At 67.6% G+C, this 21222-nt stretch carries 29 protein-coding genes; 23 read left to right on the top strand and 6 right to left on the bottom strand.

The window, feature by feature from the left end:
* Positions 1-164: 164 nt before the first annotated feature.
* The 11 genes from BOX37_RS17975 to BOX37_RS17925 all read left to right on the top strand — a co-directional run bounded on the left by BOX37_RS17975 (position 165) and on the right by BOX37_RS17925 (position 6794).
* On the top strand, positions 165-1478 hold the full coding sequence (locus BOX37_RS17975) for a lipase family protein (RefSeq protein ID WP_071928670.1): 1314 nt from the start codon (positions 165-167) through the stop codon (positions 1476-1478).
* A gap of 186 nt (positions 1479-1664) precedes the next feature.
* Entirely contained in the window at positions 1665-2555 is an 891-nt protein-coding gene (locus BOX37_RS17970; RefSeq protein ID WP_071928669.1) for a helix-turn-helix domain-containing protein, read from the top strand.
* A 259-nt stretch (positions 2556-2814) separates the two neighbouring features.
* On the top strand, positions 2815-3381 hold the full coding sequence (locus BOX37_RS17965; RefSeq protein WP_071928668.1) for an RNA polymerase sigma factor: 567 nt from the start codon (positions 2815-2817) through the stop codon (positions 3379-3381).
* On the top strand, positions 3372-3947 hold the full coding sequence (locus BOX37_RS17960; RefSeq protein WP_071928667.1) for a hypothetical protein: 576 nt from the start codon (positions 3372-3374) through the stop codon (positions 3945-3947). Before BOX37_RS17965 ends, BOX37_RS17960 begins: the two co-directional genes overlap by 10 nt.
* On the top strand, positions 3944-4321 hold the full coding sequence (locus tag BOX37_RS17955; protein WP_071928666.1) for an Asp23/Gls24 family envelope stress response protein: 378 nt from the start codon (positions 3944-3946) through the stop codon (positions 4319-4321). Before BOX37_RS17960 ends, BOX37_RS17955 begins: the two co-directional genes overlap by 4 nt.
* Complete coding sequence (locus tag BOX37_RS17950) at positions 4318-4650, top strand: hypothetical protein (protein WP_071928665.1); 333 nt, start codon at positions 4318-4320, stop codon at positions 4648-4650. Before BOX37_RS17955 ends, BOX37_RS17950 begins: the two co-directional genes overlap by 4 nt.
* A gap of 73 nt (positions 4651-4723) precedes the next feature.
* On the top strand, positions 4724-5188 hold the full coding sequence (locus BOX37_RS17945) for an Asp23/Gls24 family envelope stress response protein (protein ID WP_071928664.1): 465 nt from the start codon (positions 4724-4726) through the stop codon (positions 5186-5188).
* Position 5189: 1 nt separating this feature from the next.
* Positions 5190-5378, top strand: a complete 189-nt coding sequence (locus BOX37_RS17940; RefSeq protein WP_019050519.1) for a hypothetical protein — start codon at positions 5190-5192, stop codon at positions 5376-5378.
* Complete coding sequence (locus BOX37_RS17935) at positions 5375-5692, top strand: Asp23/Gls24 family envelope stress response protein (protein ID WP_071928663.1); 318 nt, start codon at positions 5375-5377, stop codon at positions 5690-5692. Before BOX37_RS17940 ends, BOX37_RS17935 begins: the two co-directional genes overlap by 4 nt.
* The gene (locus tag BOX37_RS17930) at positions 5689-6225 is read left to right on the top strand and encodes a DUF6286 domain-containing protein (RefSeq protein WP_071928662.1); all 537 of its coding nucleotides are present in this window, start codon (positions 5689-5691) and stop codon (positions 6223-6225) included. Before BOX37_RS17935 ends, BOX37_RS17930 begins: the two co-directional genes overlap by 4 nt.
* A complete protein-coding gene (locus BOX37_RS17925; RefSeq protein ID WP_071928661.1) occupies positions 6222-6794 on the top strand; it encodes a hypothetical protein in 573 nt (190 codons plus the stop codon). Before BOX37_RS17930 ends, BOX37_RS17925 begins: the two co-directional genes overlap by 4 nt.
* Positions 6795-6801: 7 nt before the next feature.
* Here BOX37_RS17925 and BOX37_RS17920 read toward each other — a convergent pair whose 3' ends face one another.
* The gene (locus BOX37_RS17920; protein WP_071928660.1) at positions 6802-7497 is read right to left on the bottom strand and encodes an LmeA family phospholipid-binding protein; all 696 of its coding nucleotides are present in this window, start codon (positions 7495-7497) and stop codon (positions 6802-6804) included.
* Between the two features lie 184 nt (positions 7498-7681).
* Between BOX37_RS17920 and BOX37_RS17915 the strand changes: the two genes are divergently transcribed.
* Both BOX37_RS17915 and BOX37_RS17910 read left to right on the top strand, forming a co-directional pair.
* Positions 7682-8308: a hypothetical protein gene (locus tag BOX37_RS17915; RefSeq protein ID WP_071928659.1), complete on the top strand. Its 627-nt coding sequence runs from the start codon at positions 7682-7684 to the stop codon at positions 8306-8308.
* Between the two features lie 198 nt (positions 8309-8506).
* The gene (locus tag BOX37_RS17910) at positions 8507-9433 is read left to right on the top strand and encodes an alpha/beta fold hydrolase (protein WP_071928658.1); all 927 of its coding nucleotides are present in this window, start codon (positions 8507-8509) and stop codon (positions 9431-9433) included.
* 71 nt (positions 9434-9504) lie between these two features.
* Here the strand turns inward: BOX37_RS17910 and BOX37_RS17905 are convergent, their stop codons facing one another.
* The gene (locus tag BOX37_RS17905; RefSeq protein ID WP_071928657.1) at positions 9505-10260 is read right to left on the bottom strand and encodes a GntR family transcriptional regulator; all 756 of its coding nucleotides are present in this window, start codon (positions 10258-10260) and stop codon (positions 9505-9507) included.
* A 233-nt stretch (positions 10261-10493) separates the two neighbouring features.
* Between BOX37_RS17905 and BOX37_RS17900 the strand changes: the two genes are divergently transcribed.
* From BOX37_RS17900 to BOX37_RS34100, 7 genes are all read left to right on the top strand, one after another.
* Entirely contained in the window at positions 10494-11633 is a 1140-nt protein-coding gene (locus BOX37_RS17900) for an ABC transporter substrate-binding protein (RefSeq protein WP_071928656.1), read from the top strand.
* Positions 11612-12526 carry an ABC transporter permease gene (locus BOX37_RS17895; RefSeq protein ID WP_206045679.1) on the top strand — a complete coding sequence of 305 codons (915 nt, stop codon included), beginning with the start codon at positions 11612-11614 and terminating at the stop codon, positions 12524-12526. The genes BOX37_RS17900 and BOX37_RS17895 overlap by 22 nt, the downstream gene beginning before the upstream one ends.
* On the top strand, positions 12514-13353 hold the full coding sequence (locus BOX37_RS17890; protein WP_071928655.1) for an ABC transporter permease: 840 nt from the start codon (positions 12514-12516) through the stop codon (positions 13351-13353). Before BOX37_RS17895 ends, BOX37_RS17890 begins: the two co-directional genes overlap by 13 nt.
* Positions 13350-14393 (top strand): ABC transporter ATP-binding protein, encoded by a 1044-nt coding sequence (locus BOX37_RS17885; protein WP_071928654.1) that lies wholly within the window; start codon positions 13350-13352, stop codon positions 14391-14393. The genes BOX37_RS17890 and BOX37_RS17885 overlap by 4 nt, the downstream gene beginning before the upstream one ends.
* Positions 14390-15049 carry an HAD family hydrolase gene (locus tag BOX37_RS17880; protein ID WP_071928653.1) on the top strand — a complete coding sequence of 220 codons (660 nt, stop codon included), beginning with the start codon at positions 14390-14392 and terminating at the stop codon, positions 15047-15049. The genes BOX37_RS17885 and BOX37_RS17880 overlap by 4 nt, the downstream gene beginning before the upstream one ends.
* 308 nt (positions 15050-15357) lie before the next feature.
* Positions 15358-15615, top strand: coding sequence for an NUDIX hydrolase (locus tag BOX37_RS17875; RefSeq protein ID WP_206045678.1), 258 nt, complete (start codon positions 15358-15360; stop codon positions 15613-15615).
* Positions 15616-16308: 693 nt separating this feature from the next.
* Entirely contained in the window at positions 16309-16464 is a 156-nt protein-coding gene (locus BOX37_RS34100) for a hypothetical protein (protein ID WP_156910446.1), read from the top strand.
* A 44-nt stretch (positions 16465-16508) separates the two neighbouring features.
* Here BOX37_RS34100 and BOX37_RS17870 read toward each other — a convergent pair whose 3' ends face one another.
* Positions 16509-17663: a lipase family protein gene (locus BOX37_RS17870; protein ID WP_167659959.1), complete on the bottom strand. Its 1155-nt coding sequence runs from the start codon at positions 17661-17663 to the stop codon at positions 16509-16511.
* 207 nt (positions 17664-17870) lie between these two features.
* On the opposite strand from BOX37_RS17870, the gene cutA reads away from it, so the two are divergent.
* On the top strand, positions 17871-18215 hold the full coding sequence (gene cutA / locus BOX37_RS17865) for a divalent cation tolerance protein CutA (RefSeq protein ID WP_071928651.1): 345 nt from the start codon (positions 17871-17873) through the stop codon (positions 18213-18215).
* Here cutA and BOX37_RS17860 read toward each other — a convergent pair.
* Positions 18196-18945: an NsdA family TPR-like regulatory protein gene (locus tag BOX37_RS17860; protein ID WP_071928650.1), complete on the bottom strand. Its 750-nt coding sequence runs from the start codon at positions 18943-18945 to the stop codon at positions 18196-18198. The two genes, cutA and BOX37_RS17860, sit on opposite strands and share 20 nt — an antisense overlap.
* A 93-nt stretch (positions 18946-19038) precedes the next feature.
* Between BOX37_RS17860 and BOX37_RS36175 the strand changes: the two genes are divergently transcribed.
* Complete coding sequence (locus BOX37_RS36175; RefSeq protein ID WP_071928649.1) at positions 19039-19317, top strand: Imm8 family immunity protein; 279 nt, start codon at positions 19039-19041, stop codon at positions 19315-19317.
* Here BOX37_RS36175 and BOX37_RS34095 read toward each other — a convergent pair.
* Both BOX37_RS34095 and BOX37_RS17845 read right to left on the bottom strand, forming a co-directional pair.
* Entirely contained in the window at positions 19280-19852 is a 573-nt protein-coding gene (locus BOX37_RS34095) for a hypothetical protein (RefSeq protein ID WP_156910445.1), read from the bottom strand. The genes BOX37_RS36175 and BOX37_RS34095 overlap by 38 nt on opposite strands.
* A gap of 98 nt (positions 19853-19950) precedes the next feature.
* Positions 19951-20397, bottom strand: coding sequence for a hypothetical protein (locus tag BOX37_RS17845; RefSeq protein ID WP_071928647.1), 447 nt, complete (start codon positions 20395-20397; stop codon positions 19951-19953).
* Between the two features lie 130 nt (positions 20398-20527).
* Between BOX37_RS17845 and BOX37_RS17840 the strand changes: the two genes are divergently transcribed.
* Entirely contained in the window at positions 20528-21160 is a 633-nt protein-coding gene (locus tag BOX37_RS17840; protein WP_071928646.1) for a TetR/AcrR family transcriptional regulator, read from the top strand.
* The last annotated feature ends 62 nt before the right edge of the window (positions 21161-21222 follow it).

Raw genomic sequence — 21222 nt, 5'->3', positions numbered from 1 at the left:
CCCGCCCGCGCTGTGTAGAACTGCGGGCGGGACTCGCGTGTTCGTGGGCTCGGGACCGCGACGGGGCACTCTGGAAAAGATGTCTTGTTCTAAACAAGAGGCCATGTTGTAATTGGCGTCACAGCCGGAGCCACAACGCTGTGGGGCCAACGAAACGAGGAACGATGTTCACATCAATCGCCCGATCCCGATGGGCGGTCGTGCCACTGGCGGCGATCTGCTTGACGGTAGCGGGCATCGGCGCCGCTGGGGGCGAGCCGTATCCGAGCTTCCCGCCGGATCAGAATCAGCTGCCTCAGCTGCCCACCGAGCCGCAGATCTACGATCTGCTCCCGATTCCGGTACCCGACGAAGATCCCTGGTACGACGATCCGGCGGATCTGGGCTCCTACGCACCCGGTCAGATCGTCCGGACACGGACCGTGCAGACTCGCCTGCTCGGTCTGCCGTTCCCGGTGCACACCGAACAACTGCTGTATCGCAGCAATGATGTGCACGACAATCCGATCGTGACCGCGACCTCGGTCATCATTCCCGGCATCCCGTGGTCGGGCAGTCCGCGACCGGTGGTGTCGTTCCAGGAGGCGATCGACTCGACCGATTCGTCGTGTAACCCGTCCTACACGCTGCAGACAGGCACGATGAAAGAGGCCGCGCTGGTGGTCTACTGGCTCGCGCAGGGGTTCGCGATCAACGTCCCCGATTTCGACGGCAAGTTCAACACCTTCAACACCTATGACGAAGGCAAGATGGTGTTGGACAGTTTACGTGCCATGAAGAATTCGGCGCTGGGGCTGACCGATTCCGGGATCGCGCTCTACGGCTACTCCGGCGGCGGTTCGGGCTCGATCCGCGCCGCCGAACTGCGCGAAAGCTACGCTCCCGATGTTCGCCTGCTCGGTACCGCGGTCGGTGGTTTCCCCGCCGACCTCCAGGCGCAGGCCCGCTACGCGATCGCCCAGCAGCCCGGGCTCGCCGGCATCAGCAACTTCACCATGTGGCTCGGCTTCGCCGCGCTGTCGCGGGAATTCCCGGACCAGTTCGACGCGGAGGAATTGTTGACCCCCGAGGGTCAGGCCATCGTCGCGGATATGCAGAGCCGCTGCGTGTACACGATCGCCGCCGCAGGCGCCTACCGGCCGATCAGTGCCTATTTCCAACCCGGAAAGTCGTTGGAAACCGCCCCCGGCGTCATGGAGGTGCTCGCGGAGCAAAGTATCGGCCACCATATTCCGGACAGCCCGATCTTGTGGTGGCACGGGATCTGGGACGAGTTGATCCCGGCGTCGGTGGTGTTGCCAACGGTCAACGACTATTGGAACCGTGGTGCCGATCTGCGGTTCTACACGATGCCGCTGCCCGAACACGTCGTCAACGCCGTCGCGGGCTGGCCGCCTGCCGTGGCGTGGATCAGTGCGATCCTGCGCGGATTGCCGCCGGGCGAGCGGTTCAAAGCGGATTTCGAGCTGCCGAACTAGGGCGCCGCGCTCTCGCCGTAGCTCATCGCGATACAGAAGGAGCGGCACTGCCACGGCGATCGACACGAGCGCCATCGTGCAGAGCTCTGGCCTGCTGCACGAGATCGCATTCATCGGGACGATGATTCGAATAGTTGTGCCTTATAGTGCGAATAGTCATTTCACCTCGGACCGGCGGGAGGCCTGGTGTCCTCGGACAGGGCGGAGTCCGTCGATGCTTCGCCCCCGACGCAACGCGTCGTGTCGGTGCTGGAACTGCTCGCCGACGCGGACGAACCGCAGACCGCGGCCCAGATCGCCGATCATCTCGATTTGAGTCGGTCGACCGTGGGCAATGTGCTCTCGGCTCTGCGGGCACGTGCATGGGTCAGTCGGCGCGGTGATCTGACCTACGAGCTGGGTCCGGCCTTCCTGCGAACAGCGGAGCGCGAGCGAGGCAAACTCGGTGGTGACCCGTCGCTGCGCACCGTCCTGCAAGGGCTCGCGCAAGAAGTGGATTGCGGTGTCGCGATGATCGTCCTCGACGGCGCGGAGATTCGATTCACCGACGTCGTCGAGAACCGTGGCCGGGTTCCGGCGGGGATCTCCGTCGGAACCCGGTTGCCCCTCATTCCCCCCGCCGCCGCCACCGTGATCGCGCATGCGGATGAAGCGACGCGGCGGGCATGGCTGATGGCGGCCGATCCGGCGGATCGGCGGAAGTATGAGCAGCTACTCGCCGATGTCCATGTTTTCGGTGTCGCCGTGTGGGGTGTTGATTCGCGCAGTGTCGCCACGTTGGACGTGCTCGCCGATATCGTCGAATATCTGGCTCACGACCCGGTGAGTCGCGGGCTGCGCGAGCGGGTGCTCGCCCTGCTCGGGGAGATCAGCGGCGCGGCCTACCGTCCGAGCGAGCTCGACACCGAGGCGGCCTTGCCGATCAGCTATGTTTCCGCCCCGGTTCTCGGCACCGGCGGGGTGCCGCTCGCCGAACTCATCGTCGGCCCGATGCACGCGGCCGTGACTCGGGGCGAGCGGGACCGCTGCCTGTCGGCCGTCGTCGCCGCAGCGACGGTGATTCCGGGACTACGCTGACGCCACGCGGCCGCGGCGCCTGGTTCTCGACGCCGTCGCAGCAGGTGGCATGCGAACAAAAGGAGTGAAACTCGTCGCGATCGATCCGGCACCCGGATTCCCGTCCGCGCAATGCAGGTGCGTGTGATCCTCGGATGACGCGCCGTGCCGACACCCCCGGAATCGCGGACGCGGGAATGAGACGACGATCACTGATACTTTGCCGTGACGAATTCCTGCGCATCGGTGTCCATCTAGGAGCAGCGGAGGAGGTGCTGGTGTGACCACGACGTCGCCCGCACCCGAGGCAGCGCTGGACGACGCGACCCTGGCCGGTCGGGCGCGTGACGGCGATGTCCGGGCATATGAGCAGCTGGTGCTGCGCTACCAAGGACCGATGTTCCGGCTGGCCGCCAGGATGCTGGCCGATCGCGCCGAGGCCGAGGATGTGACCCAAGAGGTCTTCCTCAAGGCTTGGCGCACCATCACCCATCTCAACGACGACGCCGCCTTTGCCGGCTGGCTGTACCGGATGACGACCAACCGGTGTCTTAATGTCCTGCGCGCACGACGGGTCCCCGCCGACGTGGACCCCGATACGACGGCCTCGACCCGTACCGACACCCGGCCCGAGCACGCGACCGAGGTGAGCAGCCAGATGGCCGCGCTCACCGACGCACTCCAGCAGCTGACACCCGAACAGCGCGCGTGCTGGCTGCTGCGGGAAGTGCACGGCCGGTCCTATGACGAGATCGCCGAGATCGTCGGCGCCAACAGCACAGCGGTGCGCGGGCGGATCGCGCGCGCCCGAGCCCAACTGGCAGAGGTGATGAAGCCATGGCGGTGACCCACAGCACCGACAACGACTACCTGCTCCCGTGCGGACGCGGGCTGGAACAGGTGTGGGAGCGACTCGACGACCCGGATGTCGACCGGCACGAAGCATCGTGCCCGCACTGCGCCGCGGCCAGGGAAAGCCTGCTGACGCTGCGCACCGCCACCCGTGAACTCATCGATGAGCCCGACCCACCACCCCCCGATCTGTTCGGCCGGATCATGTCCGCCGTGCGCGCCGACGTGCGCCGCGGCAACACTTTCACCCTCGACACCCCGCACCCCGGTGCGATCCAGGTCAGTGAACAGGCCGTGGCCGTCGTGCTGCGCTTCGCCGCCGACACCGTCGACGGCGTGCGCGCCAGGAGCTGCCGAGTCCGCAGCAGCGAACCCGGCCCCGAGGGCGACCAGGTGATCGCAGTCGACATGACCATTGCCGTGCGCAGTGACGCGCACTCGATCGACACCCTGGTCGCGGCCGTGCGGGAACGGGCGCGTGCCGCGGCCACCGCCCGCGTCGGGGTGACCCTCGGCAGGCTCGACGTCACGGTGGTCGACCTCTTCGAGGCGGACCGGTGACCGGCACTGTCCCCGAGACCGAGCTGGTCGTCGGGGATGCCGTGATCGCGAGTGTGGCCGCCAGGGCGGCCGCGCTGGTGCCGGGCGTCGCCCGCCTCGAACCGGGTGTGCTGGGACTGGTCGGCCACCTCGCCCGTTCCGGCCGCCAGCTGTGGATCGGCCAGGAACCGGCCGCCTCGGCCGGTGTCCGGGTGCGGCGCGCGGGCGGTCTGCTCGACATCCAGATCGACCTCGCGCTGACGGCGTCGAGCAATGTCGTCGAAGTGGGCCGGGCCGTGCAGCAGGCGGTGTCGGTCGCGGTCACCGAATCCACCAGTGCCGAGGTCGACTCGGTGCGGGTGTGCGTCCTGCACATCGAACCGGGGCCGCCATGAGCATCGATGACGACCTGACCGATCGGATCATCGCGGCGATCGACGCCATCGACGGCGCGCATCCCGCGGTGCCGATGGGTCTGCAGAACAGCCGCTGGCTGCCATGGAACGCGGGCAGCGCCGCGGTCGACTTCGGCGAGGCGGTGGTGGAGATCCGCGTGGTCGCGACCACCCTGCCGCTGCCGCCCCTGCTGGAGAAACTGGACGCGGCGGTGCGCCCGGTGCTCGCCGGGACCCGGTGGGCCGAGTCGGCACTGCGGGTGCACGTCGTCGACCTGCACGTCGACGTGTTCGAGGAAAGAGATCCAGATCACTCGCCCGGACCGTGACGATCCGCGAAGCACGGTGTCCTACCCCTGAGAGTTCGTCAACCCTTGGAACACAACACAATCGGGAGGAATCATGGCCAGCACGACCACCGAGAACACCAAGGCCGCGGAGAAGCCGGGCAACGGCCGTACCAGTGCCCTGGTGACCGATCAGGGCACCACCACCATCGCCGACACCGTGGTGCAGAAGGTCGCGGGCCTGGCCGCACGGGAAGTGCGCGGCGTGCACGATCTCGGCGGCGGCACCACCCGCGCGATCGGCGCCCTGCGTGACCGCATTCCGGGCGCGTCCTCGAGCATCGGTCAGGGTGTCTCGGTCGAGGTGGGCGAGACGCAGGCCGCGGTCGACCTCGAAATCGTCGTCGAATACGGGGTGGCCATCGCGGAACTCGCGATCGCGGTGCGCCGCAACGTGATCACGGCCATCGAGCAGATGACCGGGCTCGAGGTCGTCGAGGTCAACATCAATGTCAACGACGTCTTCATCGAAGACGACACCGACGACCAGCAGGCACCGAACCGCGACCGGGTGCAGTGACATGAACGCCACCACGATCTGTCTCGTCATGGGTCTGTCCCTCGGATTCGCCGCGGCTTTCGGCGGACTGGGCGCGTTCGCCGTCGTGCTGATCTTCGGTGGCCTCGGTCTGCTGATCGGGCGCTGGCTCGACGGCGAGGTCGACCTGTCCGGGCTGTTGCGCTCGGCGCAGGATCGGGGCAGGCGGTGACCAGTGCCGCCGCCCGGCTGCCCGGCACCACCACGGTCGGCGAGCGCGCGGTGCGCCGCATCGCCGAGCGGGCCGCCGCCGAGGTGGCCGGGGTCGAGCCGGAGGTGCGGGTGAGCGCGCAGGTCGTCGGGACCGGCGCGACCCTGCGCGTCCGGCTCCCTGTCCGCTACCCACTGCCGGTCGGGCGCGTCACCGACGAGTGCCGGGCGCATCTGATCGCCCGGACCGAGGAGCTGACCGGCCTCACCGTGCCACGGGTCGACATCGAGGTCTCGGCGCTGGTGCCGGAACCGTCCGAGAGGAGAGTGCGATGACACGCCGTCCGCGCCGGGTCGTCCCGGCGGTCGTCGTCGCGGTGCTGTTGTTCGCCGCCGCCGTGCTCGTGGTGGTGTCGCTGGTCCAGCGTCTCACCGGGACGCGGGAGTGGATCTCCTATGACAGCCTCGCCACCCGGCTGCACGACACATCGTGGGGGAGTGGGTGGGTACTGGGGGTCGGGATCGCCGTCGCCGTGCTCGGCCTCGCCCTGCTGGCGGTGGCGGCGCTGCCCGGCAAACCGGTCGTGCTCGCTCTGGAGGCCGGTGACGGGATGGACGCGGGGATCACCCGCCGCAGCCTGCGCCATGCGCTCGCCGACGCGACGGTCGGTGTCGACGGACTCGACAAGACCCGGGTGAAATTGCGCCGCAACAAGATCCATGTCTCGGGGCATACCCACCACACGGCCGAACAGGCCGCGGGCGAGGTGCGCCTCGCTGTCGCCGAACGGCTGGATCACATCAAACCGGCCGATGTTCCGCTCTTGCGCACCAGCGTCCGCACGATCGGGCACGGGGGTCCGCGATGACCAGCGCCAACCGGCCCGCTCGGCTGAACCGCAGCGTGCTCGGACTGTTCGGGATCGTGTTCGCCGCCGCGGGCGGTCTGTTGATCGCCGCGCATTTCGGCGCCTTCCGCCGCGCGTCCGACGCACCGCTGGTCGCGGGCACCGAGGAACCGCCGCGGTGGATCTTCTACCTGGTGATCGTCGGCGGGGTGATCCTCGCGCTACTCGCCCTGCGCTGGCTGGCCGCCCAGTTCGCCCGGCTGCCCAAATCCACGGTGTGGGAGATCGGTGCCGCGGGGGAGCAGGGTCGGACCCTCCTCGGCTCCGGTCCCGCCGCCGACGCCGTAGCTGCCGACATCGAGACCTACGACGGAGTCCGTTCCGCGACAGCACGTCTGGCGGGCAGCGCGCTCGCGCCCGACCTCCATCTGCTGGTCGATACCGATCCCGCCGCCGATCTGCCCGCGCTGCGTCAGCGGATCCTCGAGCACGCCGTGCCGCGACTGCGCACAGCGCTCGAGCTCAGCGCCATCCCCGTCACGGTCGAGTTCCGCATCGCGGATCGCGGCCGGACCCAGCGCACCCGCTGACCGCGGCTCACGGGAGATCGGACAGGGAGACCTCGGTGGCCACGGCGGTCACGTGCAGTCCGTCGGCGCCCGGCTGGATCTCGGTCAACCGGGCACCGAGCGGCAACTGCTGGAGTGGCACGACGAAGGTGAGGGTCTGGCGCAGCATGGCCAGGGGGATCGTCGGTCCGCCGATCGCGGGCTGTGCCGAGACCGGGGTGACCTCGATGCCGTCCTCGGTCGGTGCGACGGTGACGAAGACGGTCGCGGGGACCGGGATGCCCTGTATCGAGAAGGTGCCGGTGACCCGCAGCCCGTCGGGGCTGTCGGCGATCGACTCGACCCCCGAGGGTGCGAAATTCTCGACGGTGTCGTAGGGAACCACCGCCGTCGCCGTCGCGGTGGCAGCGACGAGGCTCGAGGTCCGCTTGTCGATCACAGCGGCCAGCGGCGCGGAGACATCGCTGAGCCTGACCGCGAGGTCGTTGACGGTGGTGTCCTGACCGGTCCAGTCACCGACCCCGACATCGATGGTGTGATAGCTGCCCGCCACCGCCTGGGTCAGGAACGGGAAGCCGCCGATCGTGACGCTCGGTGGGTCGGGGAGCTCGTATTCGGTGGCGATCGCGCGGGCGATCTCGTTCTGCGCCAGCACCACCGCGACCCGATCGCCAACGACGAGCGCGATCGCCAGCACCACGATCAGTATCAGCAACCCGCGCATGTGCTCATCCTCTCGACCATCGCACCATCATCCCGGTGGATCATGACGCAGCGCCGGGCTCGAGGCGCGATCTCGGCCCTCGGCGCGCCGTGACCCGCCGCTGATCTGGGCGCATCGCGGGTGCGTATCCGGGGTTTTACGGGGTAATCGCGACGCACATCTGTTGTCGATGAACGGAGGCGTCATGACCAACGTCGAGGAGAATGTCTCGACCGAGAAGGTGGGGCGGCTGCGGATTCCGCGCAGCCGGGGTGCTCTGGGCGGCCTCGCGGTGCTGCTCCTCGGCGCCTGGGGTGCCCTCATCCCCTTCATCGGGCCGTATTTCACCTTCGCCTTCACCCCGGACGACCCGTGGGCGTGGACGTCGGCCCGCGGTTGGTTGCAGGTACTACCCGGCGTCGTCGCGATCATCGGCGGTCTGCTCATGCTGATGAGCAGGAACCGCCTTGTCGCGAGTTTCGGCGGCTGGCTCTCGGTCGCCGCGGGAGTGTGGTTCGTGATCGGCCCGTTCCTGGCCGATCTTCTCCGTCTCGGCAGTATCGGCGAGCCGGTCGCCACCTCCGACCTGAAACGCGCGTTGCTGCACCTCACGTTCTTCTACGGTCTCGGCGCGCTGATCCTCTTCTTCGCCGCGACGTCCCTGGGCCGGTTGTCGGTCCGCACCGAGCGTGATATCGCCTTCGCCCGCCGCGAAGCCACGGTCGTATCGGATCGGGGTGCCGTCGTCGATGACCGAGTGGTCGCCCCGGCTCCAGACTCCCGAACCAGCGAACCTCTCCGTAAGCCCGACGTTCGCCATCGACCGGTGTGAGACGTATCCCTCACTGCCCCGAATATGTTGTAGGGCAACAATATTGGTACGTTCATCAACGGGTGGGCGGCCGGACCGCAGACCGCGCCGCCCACCCACCTTCGACCGCTTCCTCGCGGCCGTAGGACTCCCTGCGTTCGGCCCGGCGTAGCGGTGAGAGTGGGCGCCCACTGCTGCGGGTGGGCGTAACCTGGGGGAATGCAGTACGCCGACTGGGGCGAGCGCGCCACGCGGTGGACCGGAATCCGCAGCGAGACAGTCGATGTACGCGGCACAGCGGTGCACTACCTTGTCGCAGGTCTGCCGCGTTCCCCGGATGTGCCGGTTCAGCTGCTCGTTGCCAACCCGGCCAACAGTGCCTCGAACTGGCTCGACGTACTCGCGGAACTGGCACCACACGCGCACGCGATCGCCGTCGACCTGCCCGGCACGATCGCCGGGCACACCGCGCTACCGAACCGGCACGCGGCGAGCATCGAAGCCAACGTGCTGTTCCTGAACGATTTCCTCGACGCGCTCGCGTTGGGCCGGGTCACGGTACACGGCTGGTCGGCAGGTGCGATGATCGCGTTGCTGTTCGCCGACCGGGCACCCGAACGAGTCGACCGGCTCGTGCTGGTGGCGCCGGCGCTGCCACCCCCGCTGAGCGCCGGCGAGGCGCGCACCTGTCGAGTCATCGGCAGGGTGGGGTTGACCATCATCGCGCCGGTCGCCCGTGCGCTGCTTCGCGTGTCGTGGCGGTGCATCCTTGCTGCGCAGCTGCGGGGGCAGGGCGATCCCGCAATGATTTCGGGGACGAGGATGTCGCCCGAAATCGCCGGTCTCCTGCGCGAGGAGATGTCGGCGGTCGAGCCGAAGCGCTCGGTTCGCGCGGTCACGGTGTATGCCTCGGTGATGTCGCTGATGCTGGTCCGTCGAGGACTCGTCCTCGACGCGATAGGTCGAGTCACGGCACCGACTCTGCTGGTTCGGGGCGATGAGGATCGCCTTGTCGCGCGCGCGTCGATCGAGCACTGGGCGGATCGGCGGCCCGACTGGCGCCTGGTGGTCCTGCACGGGGTGGGACACGCGCCGCCGTTGGAAGCCCCCGCCGACTGTGTTCGCGCGGTCATCGACTGGACGTAGTCGCCATGACCACGAGCATCAAGGCAGTTCGCCGACCGCGCTGAGCGGGTGCGTTCGACGGGCGGGTGCGCTCAGCGTGGTGTGCCGGGCGTCAACGGGAGGCGGTGCAGGGGGTTCTCGCCCACCGAGTTGCGAATGCTGAAGGTGACGCTGTCCGGGCGGTAGCGGTCGTCGGAGTATTCGGCGGGCGTGCCGTCGGGGGTGGTCGTGGTGCGGCGCTGGCGTAGCAGTGGGCTGCCGCGCCGCACCCCGAGCAGCCGGGCATCGGTCGAGCCGGCCGCGACCGCGTCGATCAGGTGCTCGCCGTAGGCGAAGATGGTGCCGACGCGCGCGCGCAGGCTCTCGGTCACCGACACGCAGTCGGCGGGCAACTGCTCGATCTCGTCGGCGAGGAACGGCGGGTACACCGTGCGCTCGAGCAGGACGGGTTCGCCGTCGAGGGAGCGCACTCGAAGGACGTCGAGCACCTGCGCGTCGGCGGGGAGATTGAGCTTGCGACAGTCCACCTCGGTGGCGGGCCTGCGAAGCTGGCTGTGCACCCGGCTGGCGATCTCGTAGCCGTGCAGGTGTGCCCACTGCGCGAAACTGTGTAGTTCCGCGAAGGATTGGCTGCGTTCGTTGCGGAGCACGACGCGTCGCGCCCCCTGCCGCACGCCGATCAGCCCTTCGGCGGCCAGCAGCGTCACGGCTTGGCGAACAGTGCCACGGGCGGCGCCGAAGGTGCGCATCAGTTCGGGTTCGGAGGGCAGGTGCGCGCCGACGGGATAGGTCGCACTCATGATGCCTTCGCGAAGAACCCGCGCGATCTCGGCGTAGCGGGCAGGCAATAGTGGCTCCTTCAGCGCGGGCGTTGTGCACAGCCACGCGGTGGCGCGGCGGTCGGAACACCATGCTAGTTCGCCACGAGAAGCACCGATTTCACCGGTGAGAAGTTCGCACAACGGCAACTCGGGGTTTACTCGGCGAGCGCGAGAAGCTGGCAAACTCTGCCTCGCTTGTCTAGACAAGTGTTCTTGTCTGGACAAGTTTGTCGAGTATCCAACCCCACACGGGAGACAGTGTGAAAGCCACGCGCATCGCCAGCCTTTCAACCGGCCTGGTAGTCGTCGTCGCCGCCCTCACGGGCTGTGGCGCCAAGAACGAGGACACCACCGCTGCCGGTGTCGACGCCGGTACCGCCACCTCCATCGCCGACTTCGGCGGGATGGACGGGCTGGTCGCCGCGGCCAAGGAAGAAGGCAAGCTGCACGTCATCGCGCTGCCGCCGGACTGGGCCAACTATGGCGAGGTCATCGACACCTTCTCGGCCAAGTACGGCATCGAGGTGGAGAGCGAGAACCCCGATGCGTCCTCCTCGGAGGAGATCGACGCGGTCAAGACCCGCAAGGGCCAGGACCGCGCACCCGACGTGCTCGACATCGGTGCCGCGTACGCGCTCTCCGGTGCCCAGGAGGGCCTGTTCGCGCCGTACAAGGTGGCGACCTGGGACAAGATCCCGGACTCGCTCAAGGCCGCCAACGGTGACTGGGTCAACGACTACGGCGGCTACATCTCGATCGGCTGCGACGCCAAGCGCATCGAAGTCTGCCCGACCTCGTTCGCTGATCTGCTGAAGCCCGAGTACAAGGGCAAGGTCGCGCTCAACGGCAACCCGAACAAGTCCGGCTCGGCCTACTCCGGCGTGTTCGCCGCGGCCCTGGCCCAGGGTGGCTCGTTCGACGACATCACCCCCGGCATCAACTTCTTCGGTGAGCTGAAGAAGGTCGGCAACTTCAACCCGGTCGAGGCCACCCCCGCCACGGTGCAGCAGGGCGAGACCCCGATCACCATCGACTGGGACTACCTCAACGCCGGTTACGCCGAGCAGTTCGCCGACAAGGGCGTCGACTTCAAGGTCATCGTGCCCTCGGACGCGCAATTCGCCAGCTACTACGCCCAGGCCATCAACAAGGACGCGCCGCACCCGGCGGCCGCACGCCTGTGGCAGGAATTCCTCTACAGCCCCGAAGGCCAGAACCTGTGGCTGAAGGGCTACGCCCGGCCGGTCCTGCTGCCCGCGATGAGCGCCGACGGCACGGTCGACGCCGCGCTGGCCGCCAAACTGCCCGAGGTCGACGGTGAACCGGAGTTCCCGACCGACGCCCAGGTGAAGGCGGCGAAGGCGACCCTGTCCGAATCATGGGACGCCGCCGTTTCCTGATGTCGACCGTCCACGACAGCCGGCCCACCCCGTCCGCCGCGCGCACGCGCCGCGGCCGGGGTGGGCTGGCCACGATTCCCCTTTTCGCCTTCATCGGGTTCGCCTTCGGACTGCCCCTGGTGGCCATCGGCTATGCCGCGCTGCAGGTGAAAGACCCTGACACCCTGGCGACCTCCTTCGGCATCGCGAACCTGACCGCCTCACTGCAGGGGCCCTACCGCAACGCGTTGCAGTCGAGCATCGAACTGTCGGCGATCGTGGCGTTCCTCGGCGTCGTCTTCGGCACCCTGCTCGCCTACGCCGTGGTGGCCTCGGGCTCGCGACGGTTGCGTGAACCGGTGCTCACCGCCTCCGGTGTGCTGGCCAACTTCGGCGGCGTGCCACTGGCTTTCACCTGGGTGGCCACCCTCGGCAACGCGGGCATGATCACCGATCTGTTCAACCTGACCGATCACGGCTGGAGCCTGTACAGCTTCACCGGTCTCACCATGGCCTATCTGTACTTCGCGATTCCGCTGATGGTCATCACCATTGTCCCCGCCCTGGACGGGCTGCGCCCGCAGTGGCGCGAGGCCGCGCAGAACAACGGTGCCTCCACCTGGCAGTTCTGGCGTCACGTGGGCATTCCGGTCCTGATGCCGTCGCTGCTCGGCGGCGGTGTGCTGCTGTTCGGCGCCGCCTTCGCCGCACACGCGACCGCCGCGGCCATGCTCGGCACCGGGAGCACGGTCCCGCTGATCACCTTGAAGATCGCCGCCGCGCTCGGTGGCGATGTGATGGTCGGGCAGGAGAACGTGGCCTTCGCGATGAGCCTGGACATGATCCTGGTCGTCGCCCTGGTGATGGCGATCTATCTACCCCTGCAACGGAGGAGCGCCCGATGGCTGGCGTGAGCACGGCGCGCCGGCCCGCGCGCCTGAATTCGCGGCATTTCGTGCTGCTGGCGGGTGCCCTGTATTTCGGGGTCCCCATGGTGGCCTCCTTCCTGTTCACTGTCCTGGTCCCCGGCGACGGTCCGGACAGCGGGTGGAATCCCAGCGCCTACGGACGCATCCTGTCCGCCGACGGAATCGGTGCGAGCCTCGGCCTTTCGCTCACCCTGGCCGCGGCGACGATCGTGATCGTGCTGGCGCTGACACTGCCCGCGATGGTCGCCATCCGGCTGTGGGCGCCCCGGCTGCGCCCGGTGCTCGAGGTGCTGTGCATGCTGCCGCTGGTGGTGCCGCCGATCACCTTCGTCGCCGGGATCAAGCGGACCCTGACCTGGCAGGAGCCGCTGTCGGCCACCCCGCTCTACGGCACGTTCATCGCCGTGCAGGACCCGTCGTTTCCGGTGGTGCTGGTCCTGGCCTACACGGTGCTGGCGCTGCCGTTCGTCTACCGCGCGCTCGACGCCGGGTTGCGGACGATGGATGTGCGGACCCTGGTCGAGGCCTCCCGCAATCTGGGCGCGAGCTGGCCCCAGGTCTTCCTCACCGTGCTGATGCCCAATCTGCGCTCGGCACTGGCCAGCGCCTGCTTCCTCACCCTCGCGCTGGTACTCGGCGAGTACACGGTCGCGGCACTACTCAACTACGAGACGTTCCCGGTGTGGATCGTCTGGCGTTCCGGCGTCGATCCACAACTGTCGGTGGCGATCTCGATCTTCAGCTTGGCGCTCACCTGGCTGCTGCTGCTCGCCCTGTCGACAGCCGGCGCGCGCCGAAAGGACATGGCATGACAACCACGATCACCCCGGCCCGTATCGAATTCAGGGGCCTGCGTCGGGCTTACGGTGATGTCGTCGCGCTCGACGGCCTGGATCTGACGATCGAGCCGGGCGAGCTGATGGCCCTGCTCGGTCCGTCGGGCTGCGGTAAGACCACCGCCTTGCGATGTGTCGCCGGATTCGAGCACCCGGACTCCGGTGCGGTGCTCCTCGACGGCAGCGACATCACCGCGATCCCGGCCAACCGGCGCGACGCCGGCATGGTGTTCCAGTCCTACAGTCTGTTCCCGAACCTGAACGCGGCCGACAATGTGTCGTTCGGGCTGCGGATGCGCCGGGTCGGCACCCGCGAACGGCGCACTCGGGCAGCCGAATTGCTCGAACTTGTCGGGTTGGCGCACCTCGCGGACCGGTACCCGCACCAGATGTCGGGTGGGCAGCAGCAGCGCGTCGCCCTGGCGCGGGCGCTGGCCCGGCAACCGCGGGTTCTGCTGTTGGACGAACCGTTGTCGGCCCTGGACGCCAAGGTCCGGTTGTCGCTGCGTGAGGAGATCCGCCGCCTGCAGCTCTCACTCGGCATCACCACCTTGTTCGTGACCCACGATCAGGAAGAAGCGCTGTCGATGTCGGATCGGGTGGCGGTGATGCGGGACGGCCGGATCGAACAATGTGCCTCGCCTGCGCAGCTGTACGGTTCGCCGTCCACCGCGTTCGTCGCCGAATTCGTCGGCACGATGAACCGGATTCCCGGCGAACTCGTCGACCACAAGGTCGACGTGCTCGGCCAGAGCCTGCCGGTGCGCGGGAGCGTGCCCACCGGTGCCACCGTCGATGTGCTGGTCCGGCCCGAAGACCTGATCGTGACGCCGGCGGGCACGGCGCGGATCGTGGCCACGTCGTTCCTCGGCGCGGTGACCAGGGTCGAAGTGACCCTGCCCGACGGCACCGGCGTCAAGGCCGATCTGGCCACCCACGACGCCACGGGCCTCGGCCTGGGCGACGCGGCCTCGGTGCGGTTGCGGGAACGCCCGGTCCTGGTGGCGAGCCGGTGACGTTGCGCGCCGTGCTGTTCGACATGGACGGCACTCTCGTCGACACCGAAGCCGTGTGGTGGACGACCGTGGAGCGGATCGCCGCGACCGAGGGATACCCGCTCACCTCCGCCGACGCCGCCCACGTCACGGGAGCCGCGGTCGCCGACACCGCGCGCTACCTGGCCTCGGTGAGCACCGCGGGGTCCGCGGCGCTGGCGGTGCGCCTCGACGAGGACTTCCGGGTCGCCGTCGGTGCCGGAGTGTCGTTTCGCCCCGGTGCTGTCCGGCTCCTGGACCGGCTGGCTCGCGCGGCGATCCCGCTCGCGCTGGTGACCGCCTCACCCCGCTCGGTGGTCACCGAAGTGCTGCGCACCGTGGGCGCCGACCGATTCGCGGTGACCGTCACCGCCGATGACACCGTCCGCACCAAACCGCACCCCGACCCCTACCTCGCCGCGCTCGACCAGCTCGGGTACAGCGCCGATGTCTGTGTCGCGGTGGAGGATTCCCCCACCGGGCTCGCCTCCGCCGAAGCCGCGGGCTGCCCGGTGCTCGCGGTCCCGTCGATGCTGCCGATACCGCGAGCACCGGGCCGGGTGGTATTGCCGAGTCTCGAACAGGTCGACGTGGACGGTTTGCGTGCGCTGGTCGGTGACAGCGCGGCACGTCGCTGACGAACCGCGGTGAATCCGCCGCCAACTCGAGCACGGTCACGGGTCGGCGATCATGAAGTGCCCGGAGTGCTGTTGGGAGCGTGGGCACACGGTGGGTGCCAGTCCTTCCTCCTGGGCCGCGGGCGGTGGATTGAGCAGAGCACTCACCGACACCGTGCTGTCATGGCCTGCTCGAGCCATATGTACCAAGGCGCTCTCACTTCAGGAAGTTGTGCGTATGCTCTCCGTCCCATAACGCCTGGCGAGGGCCGACGAAGCCGCCGAACTCGGCAATTGTTCCGCCAATGCATTCCACTACCGTCAGCGGTATGAGCGATACTCAGTGGGCAATCCTCGGTGAACGCGTGCTTGACGAGAACCGGTACCCCGCGATCGGCACTCTTGACCAGCCGCAGGAGGTGTATCTCGCTCGCGGTGCCGACCTCACGGACACACGCCCGGACATCAATGCGGCCGAGGCAATTCGGTGGGTGCCCCATGATGAGGCTGTACAGATGATCGACCGTGGCGAAATCATCGGAGCGGCAACTGTAGTCGGTGTGTATCGGGCGCTCACACTGCCTTAGCCGCGTATCCCGGACCACCACAGGCGCGCGCACATCGGCAGTTGAGCGCGTTCGCGGCTGGTACCGCGGCTCTCTGGGTCGCGCGGGTCGCGGCACTACCGGATGCACGCAATCAGTGGCGGACGGCAGAATATCCATCATGGTTCATGGCAACGGGCACGACCACTGGACCGCAACTGAACCCGCCCGCGGATACATCCGTGCACGGTTGCGGCTCCTGACCACAGAACAAGGTGGTCGTCACACCCCGATCCACTCCGGCTATCGAGCGCACTGGGCGTGCCCATCAGACATCCATCCAAATAGTCACGACGCCCCTTTGACACTGGAAACGACCAGGACACTCGGACTCGGCGAAGAGGCGATGGTTCGACTCCACCCGCTGCGCCCTGATCTCTGGCCGTTGATTGCGCCGGGCCTACGGCTGTCCATGCTCGAAGGTTCCCGACTCGTCGGCTTGGCCGATGTCGTCGAGGTACTCGCGCCAGCCCTACAGCAGGCGCGATCATAGGCACGATCGTGCGTTGGTCCGAGCCTCGGTCACGCCGGACGACCGCGCGAGTCGCGGCATGAGCGGATGCGTGGGAGCACGTTGGCGGTAGAGTTTGTGGCAGGCGTGCCCGCGAGAGAGACCTGATTGCAATGCGTTACGTAGTCCACCTGTCCGAAGTGCCGTACAGCCTTCCATGTCGGGTGATCGGCAAACTGCAGCCGCGAATGTGGCGTGTGATTGTGGGCGTGGGGATCGGGCATCTCGACTTCGGTGCCGAACAGGACTGGCCGGATGAAGACATGCCGCACGAAATTCGTAGGCCGAATGCGTTCTTCTACGTGACCGATGCCGATTGAGAGCAACGCTGTCATCGGCAATTGAGTGCGATTGGTCGCAGCCGTCAAGGTCGGGGCGGCAGCAGAGTCCGGGCCTGCTCCTGAGCGGGTCTCAACGCGACCTCGATGACATCGAAATGGCCGGTTCCGGGAAAAGAGATCAAGTCCACGTCGGCTCCTCCTCCACGCAGTTGCGCGGCCAACGCGACACTCGAGGCCAGAGGAACAACCCGGTCAGCGGTTCCGTGCACGATCCACACCGGATGAGCCCACCCCGAGGTAGGGATCTGCATGTACTCGGTCAGTGCCGAAGCCAGCCGAGAACCGAATACTGGCTTCGCCAGCAACGTGCCCGGGCCTGTGCCGGTGAGACTTTCACGAAGCTCACTGGAACACAAGGACTCGGCGTTGTCGACGATCTCACGGCCGTAGCGGGTCAGATAGCTGTCGACGTCGAGGTCGGGCCGAGACGCGCGCAGCCCGTAGAGAATGTAGGTCAGCAACGAGGACATACCGTCGAGTTGCCCACCTGGATTGGGCACCGACGGTCCCAGCAAACTGAGAGCGTGTTCGGCGTTCGACGCGGGTGCGATGGCGACAGTGCCGTGCAGGTCCAACTCCGGGGCATAAGCCTCGGCGAGGTGGTTCGCCATCAGCGCCGCGTGCCCACCCTGGGAGTGACCTGCGCTGAGCCAGTTCCGTGACACCGCCTCACCCGTTGCGCGGGCTGCTCGCACGATATCGGTGACTGCATGGGCTTCAGCCTTCGCCGAGAGGTAGTGGTGGGAGCCGTCGGTGCCCAAGCCTATGTAGTCGGTGGCGACGACCGCGTAGCCGCTGGAGAGGAAACCGCTGATCATCGGCTGGGACAGCGCCACTGCCAGAGTCGGTGGCTGGTCGGCTTGCATCCGCTGCGACGCGGCACAGCCGTCGCCGACCCCGGCGGTGCCATAGCCCCACGACACGACCGGCCAGCCACCGGCGGGCGGGGTTCCCTGCGGGAGGTACACCTGACCGTTCGATACAGCTGGTCGGTCGTGTTCATCGTTGGTGCGGTAGCTCACGAACCAGCCCCGCGACGCGCCCGCCACCAGTTGGTCGGCACGCATTGCGACCTCGGCGAGGAGCTCACCCGCAGCAACCGGCGGCATCGCAGCCACCGGGGCGATCGACACCACACCGGCGGCCGCCGTGGCGGCAAGCGCGACCAACGGCTGCAACCATCGATGCCTCCATCCCATATCGCGGGACGGTATACCCGACGCGCCTTCCACAGGACATCCCGACACAGTCGTTGTCGCCGGTCACAGCCAGAACGACCTGCCCCTGTGGACCATGCCCAATGTGGCTGAGTTCGTGGCGGGATCGGCACGATCTTGGAGCCTTTACCGACCACACGCAGAACTCGGTGTCGGTGTTCTTCCCCGATGTCGGCGATGTCGGGGTTGCAGGCTTCGAAGATCCGCAGCCCGAGCATGCTCGAGCATGACCACCAAGGCGAAGTCGAACTGATTGGCCGAGTCAAGGTCGCTAGCCTCGATGTCATGAATTCCGAATCTCGCGTGTGGGCTATGACCACGACGTTGCCGACCGAACACGACGCGCACTCGATCGCGGAAAGCGTCGTCGGCGCAGCCGGTCGCGACCGGCTCGCCGAGCGCATCGCGGAGCTGCATCCGTGGAGCGGGCCTGAGATCAGCGCGACACCGGTGCCGTGGACAACCGAGAAATACGCACAGTGGGTCGAAAGCCCTACAGGGCCGCAGGAATAGGCGCCCGTGCCGCTGTGGTACGGGTGAGGAGTTCGGTCCCGGCCGCGACGCCCATGCCGACGCACCGTTGCGCGACCTCGCGGATTCGGATCAGTGGCCGTGCTGACGCGACGGTGGTTGCGAGGTCCAAAGCGGTGTCGGCGGTGGCGATCGCGGGATCGCCCGCGTCGAGGCACGCGTCGGCCAGCCACGACAGGTAGAGAGCTCGGTCGCGAGCCCAGTGCGCGGGGTAGCCGTCGAGGGCTCGCACCAATGGTGGCGTGGCCCTTCCGGGTTCGCGGAGCACCGACCACACTCGGCCTGTCATGATGTCGAGTTCGTTGTGGTCGATCCATGAATACCAGCTGGATTCCGGGTCCGAACCGGTGGCGCTCTGGAGCGCGTCCCTGGCCATGTCAAGCGCGCGTGCCGCGCCGTCGCGCGCGCGTGACCAGGCTCGCCGCGATTCCAGAAGCGCCACCGCTTTCGGGGGTGCGCTGGTTCCGAGCGCGTCGCACGCGGCGTCGGCGACATCAGCAGCATCGCGATCGTTGGTTGCGTAGGCGATGTGCACGAGCGCGTTCGCTTCGAGCGCCCGGTCGCCGGCTTCTCTCGCCGCCTGCTTGCCGTAGGCGAAGAGCCGGTGAGCAGCATCGTTGAAACCGGCATCGAACGCGGCCCACCCGGCTTGCTGTGCCTGCTGGGACGCCAACTCTGCCAGCCCGCGCGCTACTGCTGTGCGCGGGGACATGGCCTGGAGGGCGGACTCGGTGCGTGAGAGCTCGGTGAAGGAGCCGTCAGGACACCATGCCTCGAGCGGCCGGAGCAGCGAGGAGACCGAATCATGAAAGCGGAGTTGAGGGCAATCGAGAGCCCAGACGCCGATCTTCGAACAGGGATTGTGAAGCACCGCGACGCTATCGCGATTCGCTTCCTGGCGGGGCCGCAAGGGATGAGGGGTGAGGAGTCCTTCGACTTGTTGGTGTGCACTCCTCGATGGGTCGCTGAGCAGGTGACTCTGACGGGCATGATCATCGGCCGTCACAAGATCATCGTCGACCGGATAGATCTCGACGCTGTGGCCTTCAGCCGTGGGCCAATTCCTCGGCCATGCGGGTGGTGATGGTGGCCAGGACTCGAGCCGCGACGGCCAGGTCTTCGGGTGCGACAGCGCTGTAGGCGGCGGCCACGATCGCGCCGGATTCGGTGCGGACCTTGCCCACTACGGCCGTGCCTGCGGTGGTGGGCTCGAGTCGGCCGTGGGGTGTGTTCGCCAGTAGGCCCTTGTCGAGTAGTGCATTCAGGGCAGTTTCGACCTCGGCGGGGGCCCACTGGGTCAATCCGACGATCCGGTGGATGTGAGCGGCCCGCTCGACCGGCTCGCCAGTGGCCTGATTCAGTACGATCCACTGCTTCTCATCCACAGTGGTGCCGGTCAGTGCGCGTGCCAGCACTGCGGCGTGGTGCTTTTCAGCTTGGCCGATGATCGAGGGAGTCAAGGTGCCGGGAGCCGGGGCTGATGGGGTCGTGGCCGCGGGGGCGACGGTGCTGCTCGCGGACGGTCCGGCCTCGGCGGTCGTTCCACCGCAACCCGTAAGCAGCAATGCCGCACCGATGGCAGAGACCGCTACGCCGACAACGGTAGTTCTACTGTTCATTTCGTGAAACCTCTTCTGTGTGGAGGACGAACCCCGCAACGGTGCTCGTGTGCCAACGGCCCGTGCTCGCGAAAGTGATGGGCCGTGCTGAATTCGGTTCAGGCGTGGGCCAATTCCTGGGCCATGCGGGCGGTGATGGCGACCAGGACGCGAGCTGCGGTGACCAGATCTTCGGTGGGTACCGCGCCGTAAGCGGCGGCCACGATCGCGCCGGATTCGGTGCGGACCTTGCGCACCACGGCCTTGCCGGTGTCGGTGGGCTCGAGCAGTCCGTGGGGTGTGGTGGTCAGCAGGGCACTGGCGAGCAGTGCGTTCGCGGCGGTCTCGACCTCGGTGCGAGCCCACTGGGTCATTGCGGCGATCCGGGCGATGTGGGCACTCGGCTCGACCGGCTCGCCGGCGTCGAGAGTTTGATTCAGCACGATCCACTGCTGCTCATTCAGGGTGGTGCCGACCAGCGCTCGGGTCAGCACCGCGGTGTGATGCTTCTCGGCCTGGCCGACTATCGAGGGGGTCAGAGTGGTTGGTGCGGTGGGGGCGCTCATTGCGATCTCCTCGTTCGGTCGTGCTCGGTGCACGTGGCCAATTCTGACACTAAGTGTCATACGTGCGCTAGTCCCATTGTGGACTGAGTATCTTTTGGGTCCGAGGTTCTTCGGCCGTTAGGATCTCGGCATGCCTTCAGACGACCGCGCCCTGCCGCTGCGGGAACGCAAGCGGATCCGCACCCGCCGCGCCCTCGCAGACGCAGCCCTTGCGCTGTTCACCGAGAAAGGTTTCGCCGCCACCACCGTGGAGGAACTGGTCGAGGCGGCAGAGGTTTCGCGCAGCACGTTCTTCCGGGCATTCCCCACCAAGGAGGCGGTGGCCGTCGAGGCCGAGACCGAGCTCTGGACCGGCTATCTCCAAGCCCTCGCCGCGAGTGAGCTCGCCGGGCCGATCCTCACCGCGTTGCGCGACATCCTCACCGACGCGGCAACCGCGCTTCCCGACGACTGGGATGAGCGCTACATCGCCACACGCAACCTGATCCTGACCGCCCCCAGCCTGCTCGGCTACATCGACTACGCCCGATCTGGTGTGGAAATCGAAGTGACAGAACACCTTTCGGACAAACTCGCCCTTACCCCCGGCGATCTACGCCCCCGCATACTCGCCGAGCTGACCACTACGGCCTGGAGCATCGCCGGGCGTGGCTGGGTCGCCGCCGACGGCGCCGGCGGCCGATCCGCGCTCATCACCCGCCTGCACGAAGCCTTCGCCGCCATCCCCGACGCCCTGCGAACAAAGGCTCCAACGCTCACCTAGACAACGGCGGTACCAAGAGTCGTCCAGCCCCGCCGATCGGCATGCCCAACAGCATGGCGATC

It is taken from the genome of Nocardia mangyaensis, from assembly GCF_001886715.1.
GTDB classification, from domain to species: Bacteria; Actinomycetota; Actinomycetes; order Mycobacteriales; family Mycobacteriaceae; genus Nocardia; species Nocardia mangyaensis.
This window is presented reverse-complemented; position numbering and strand designations above follow the sequence as displayed.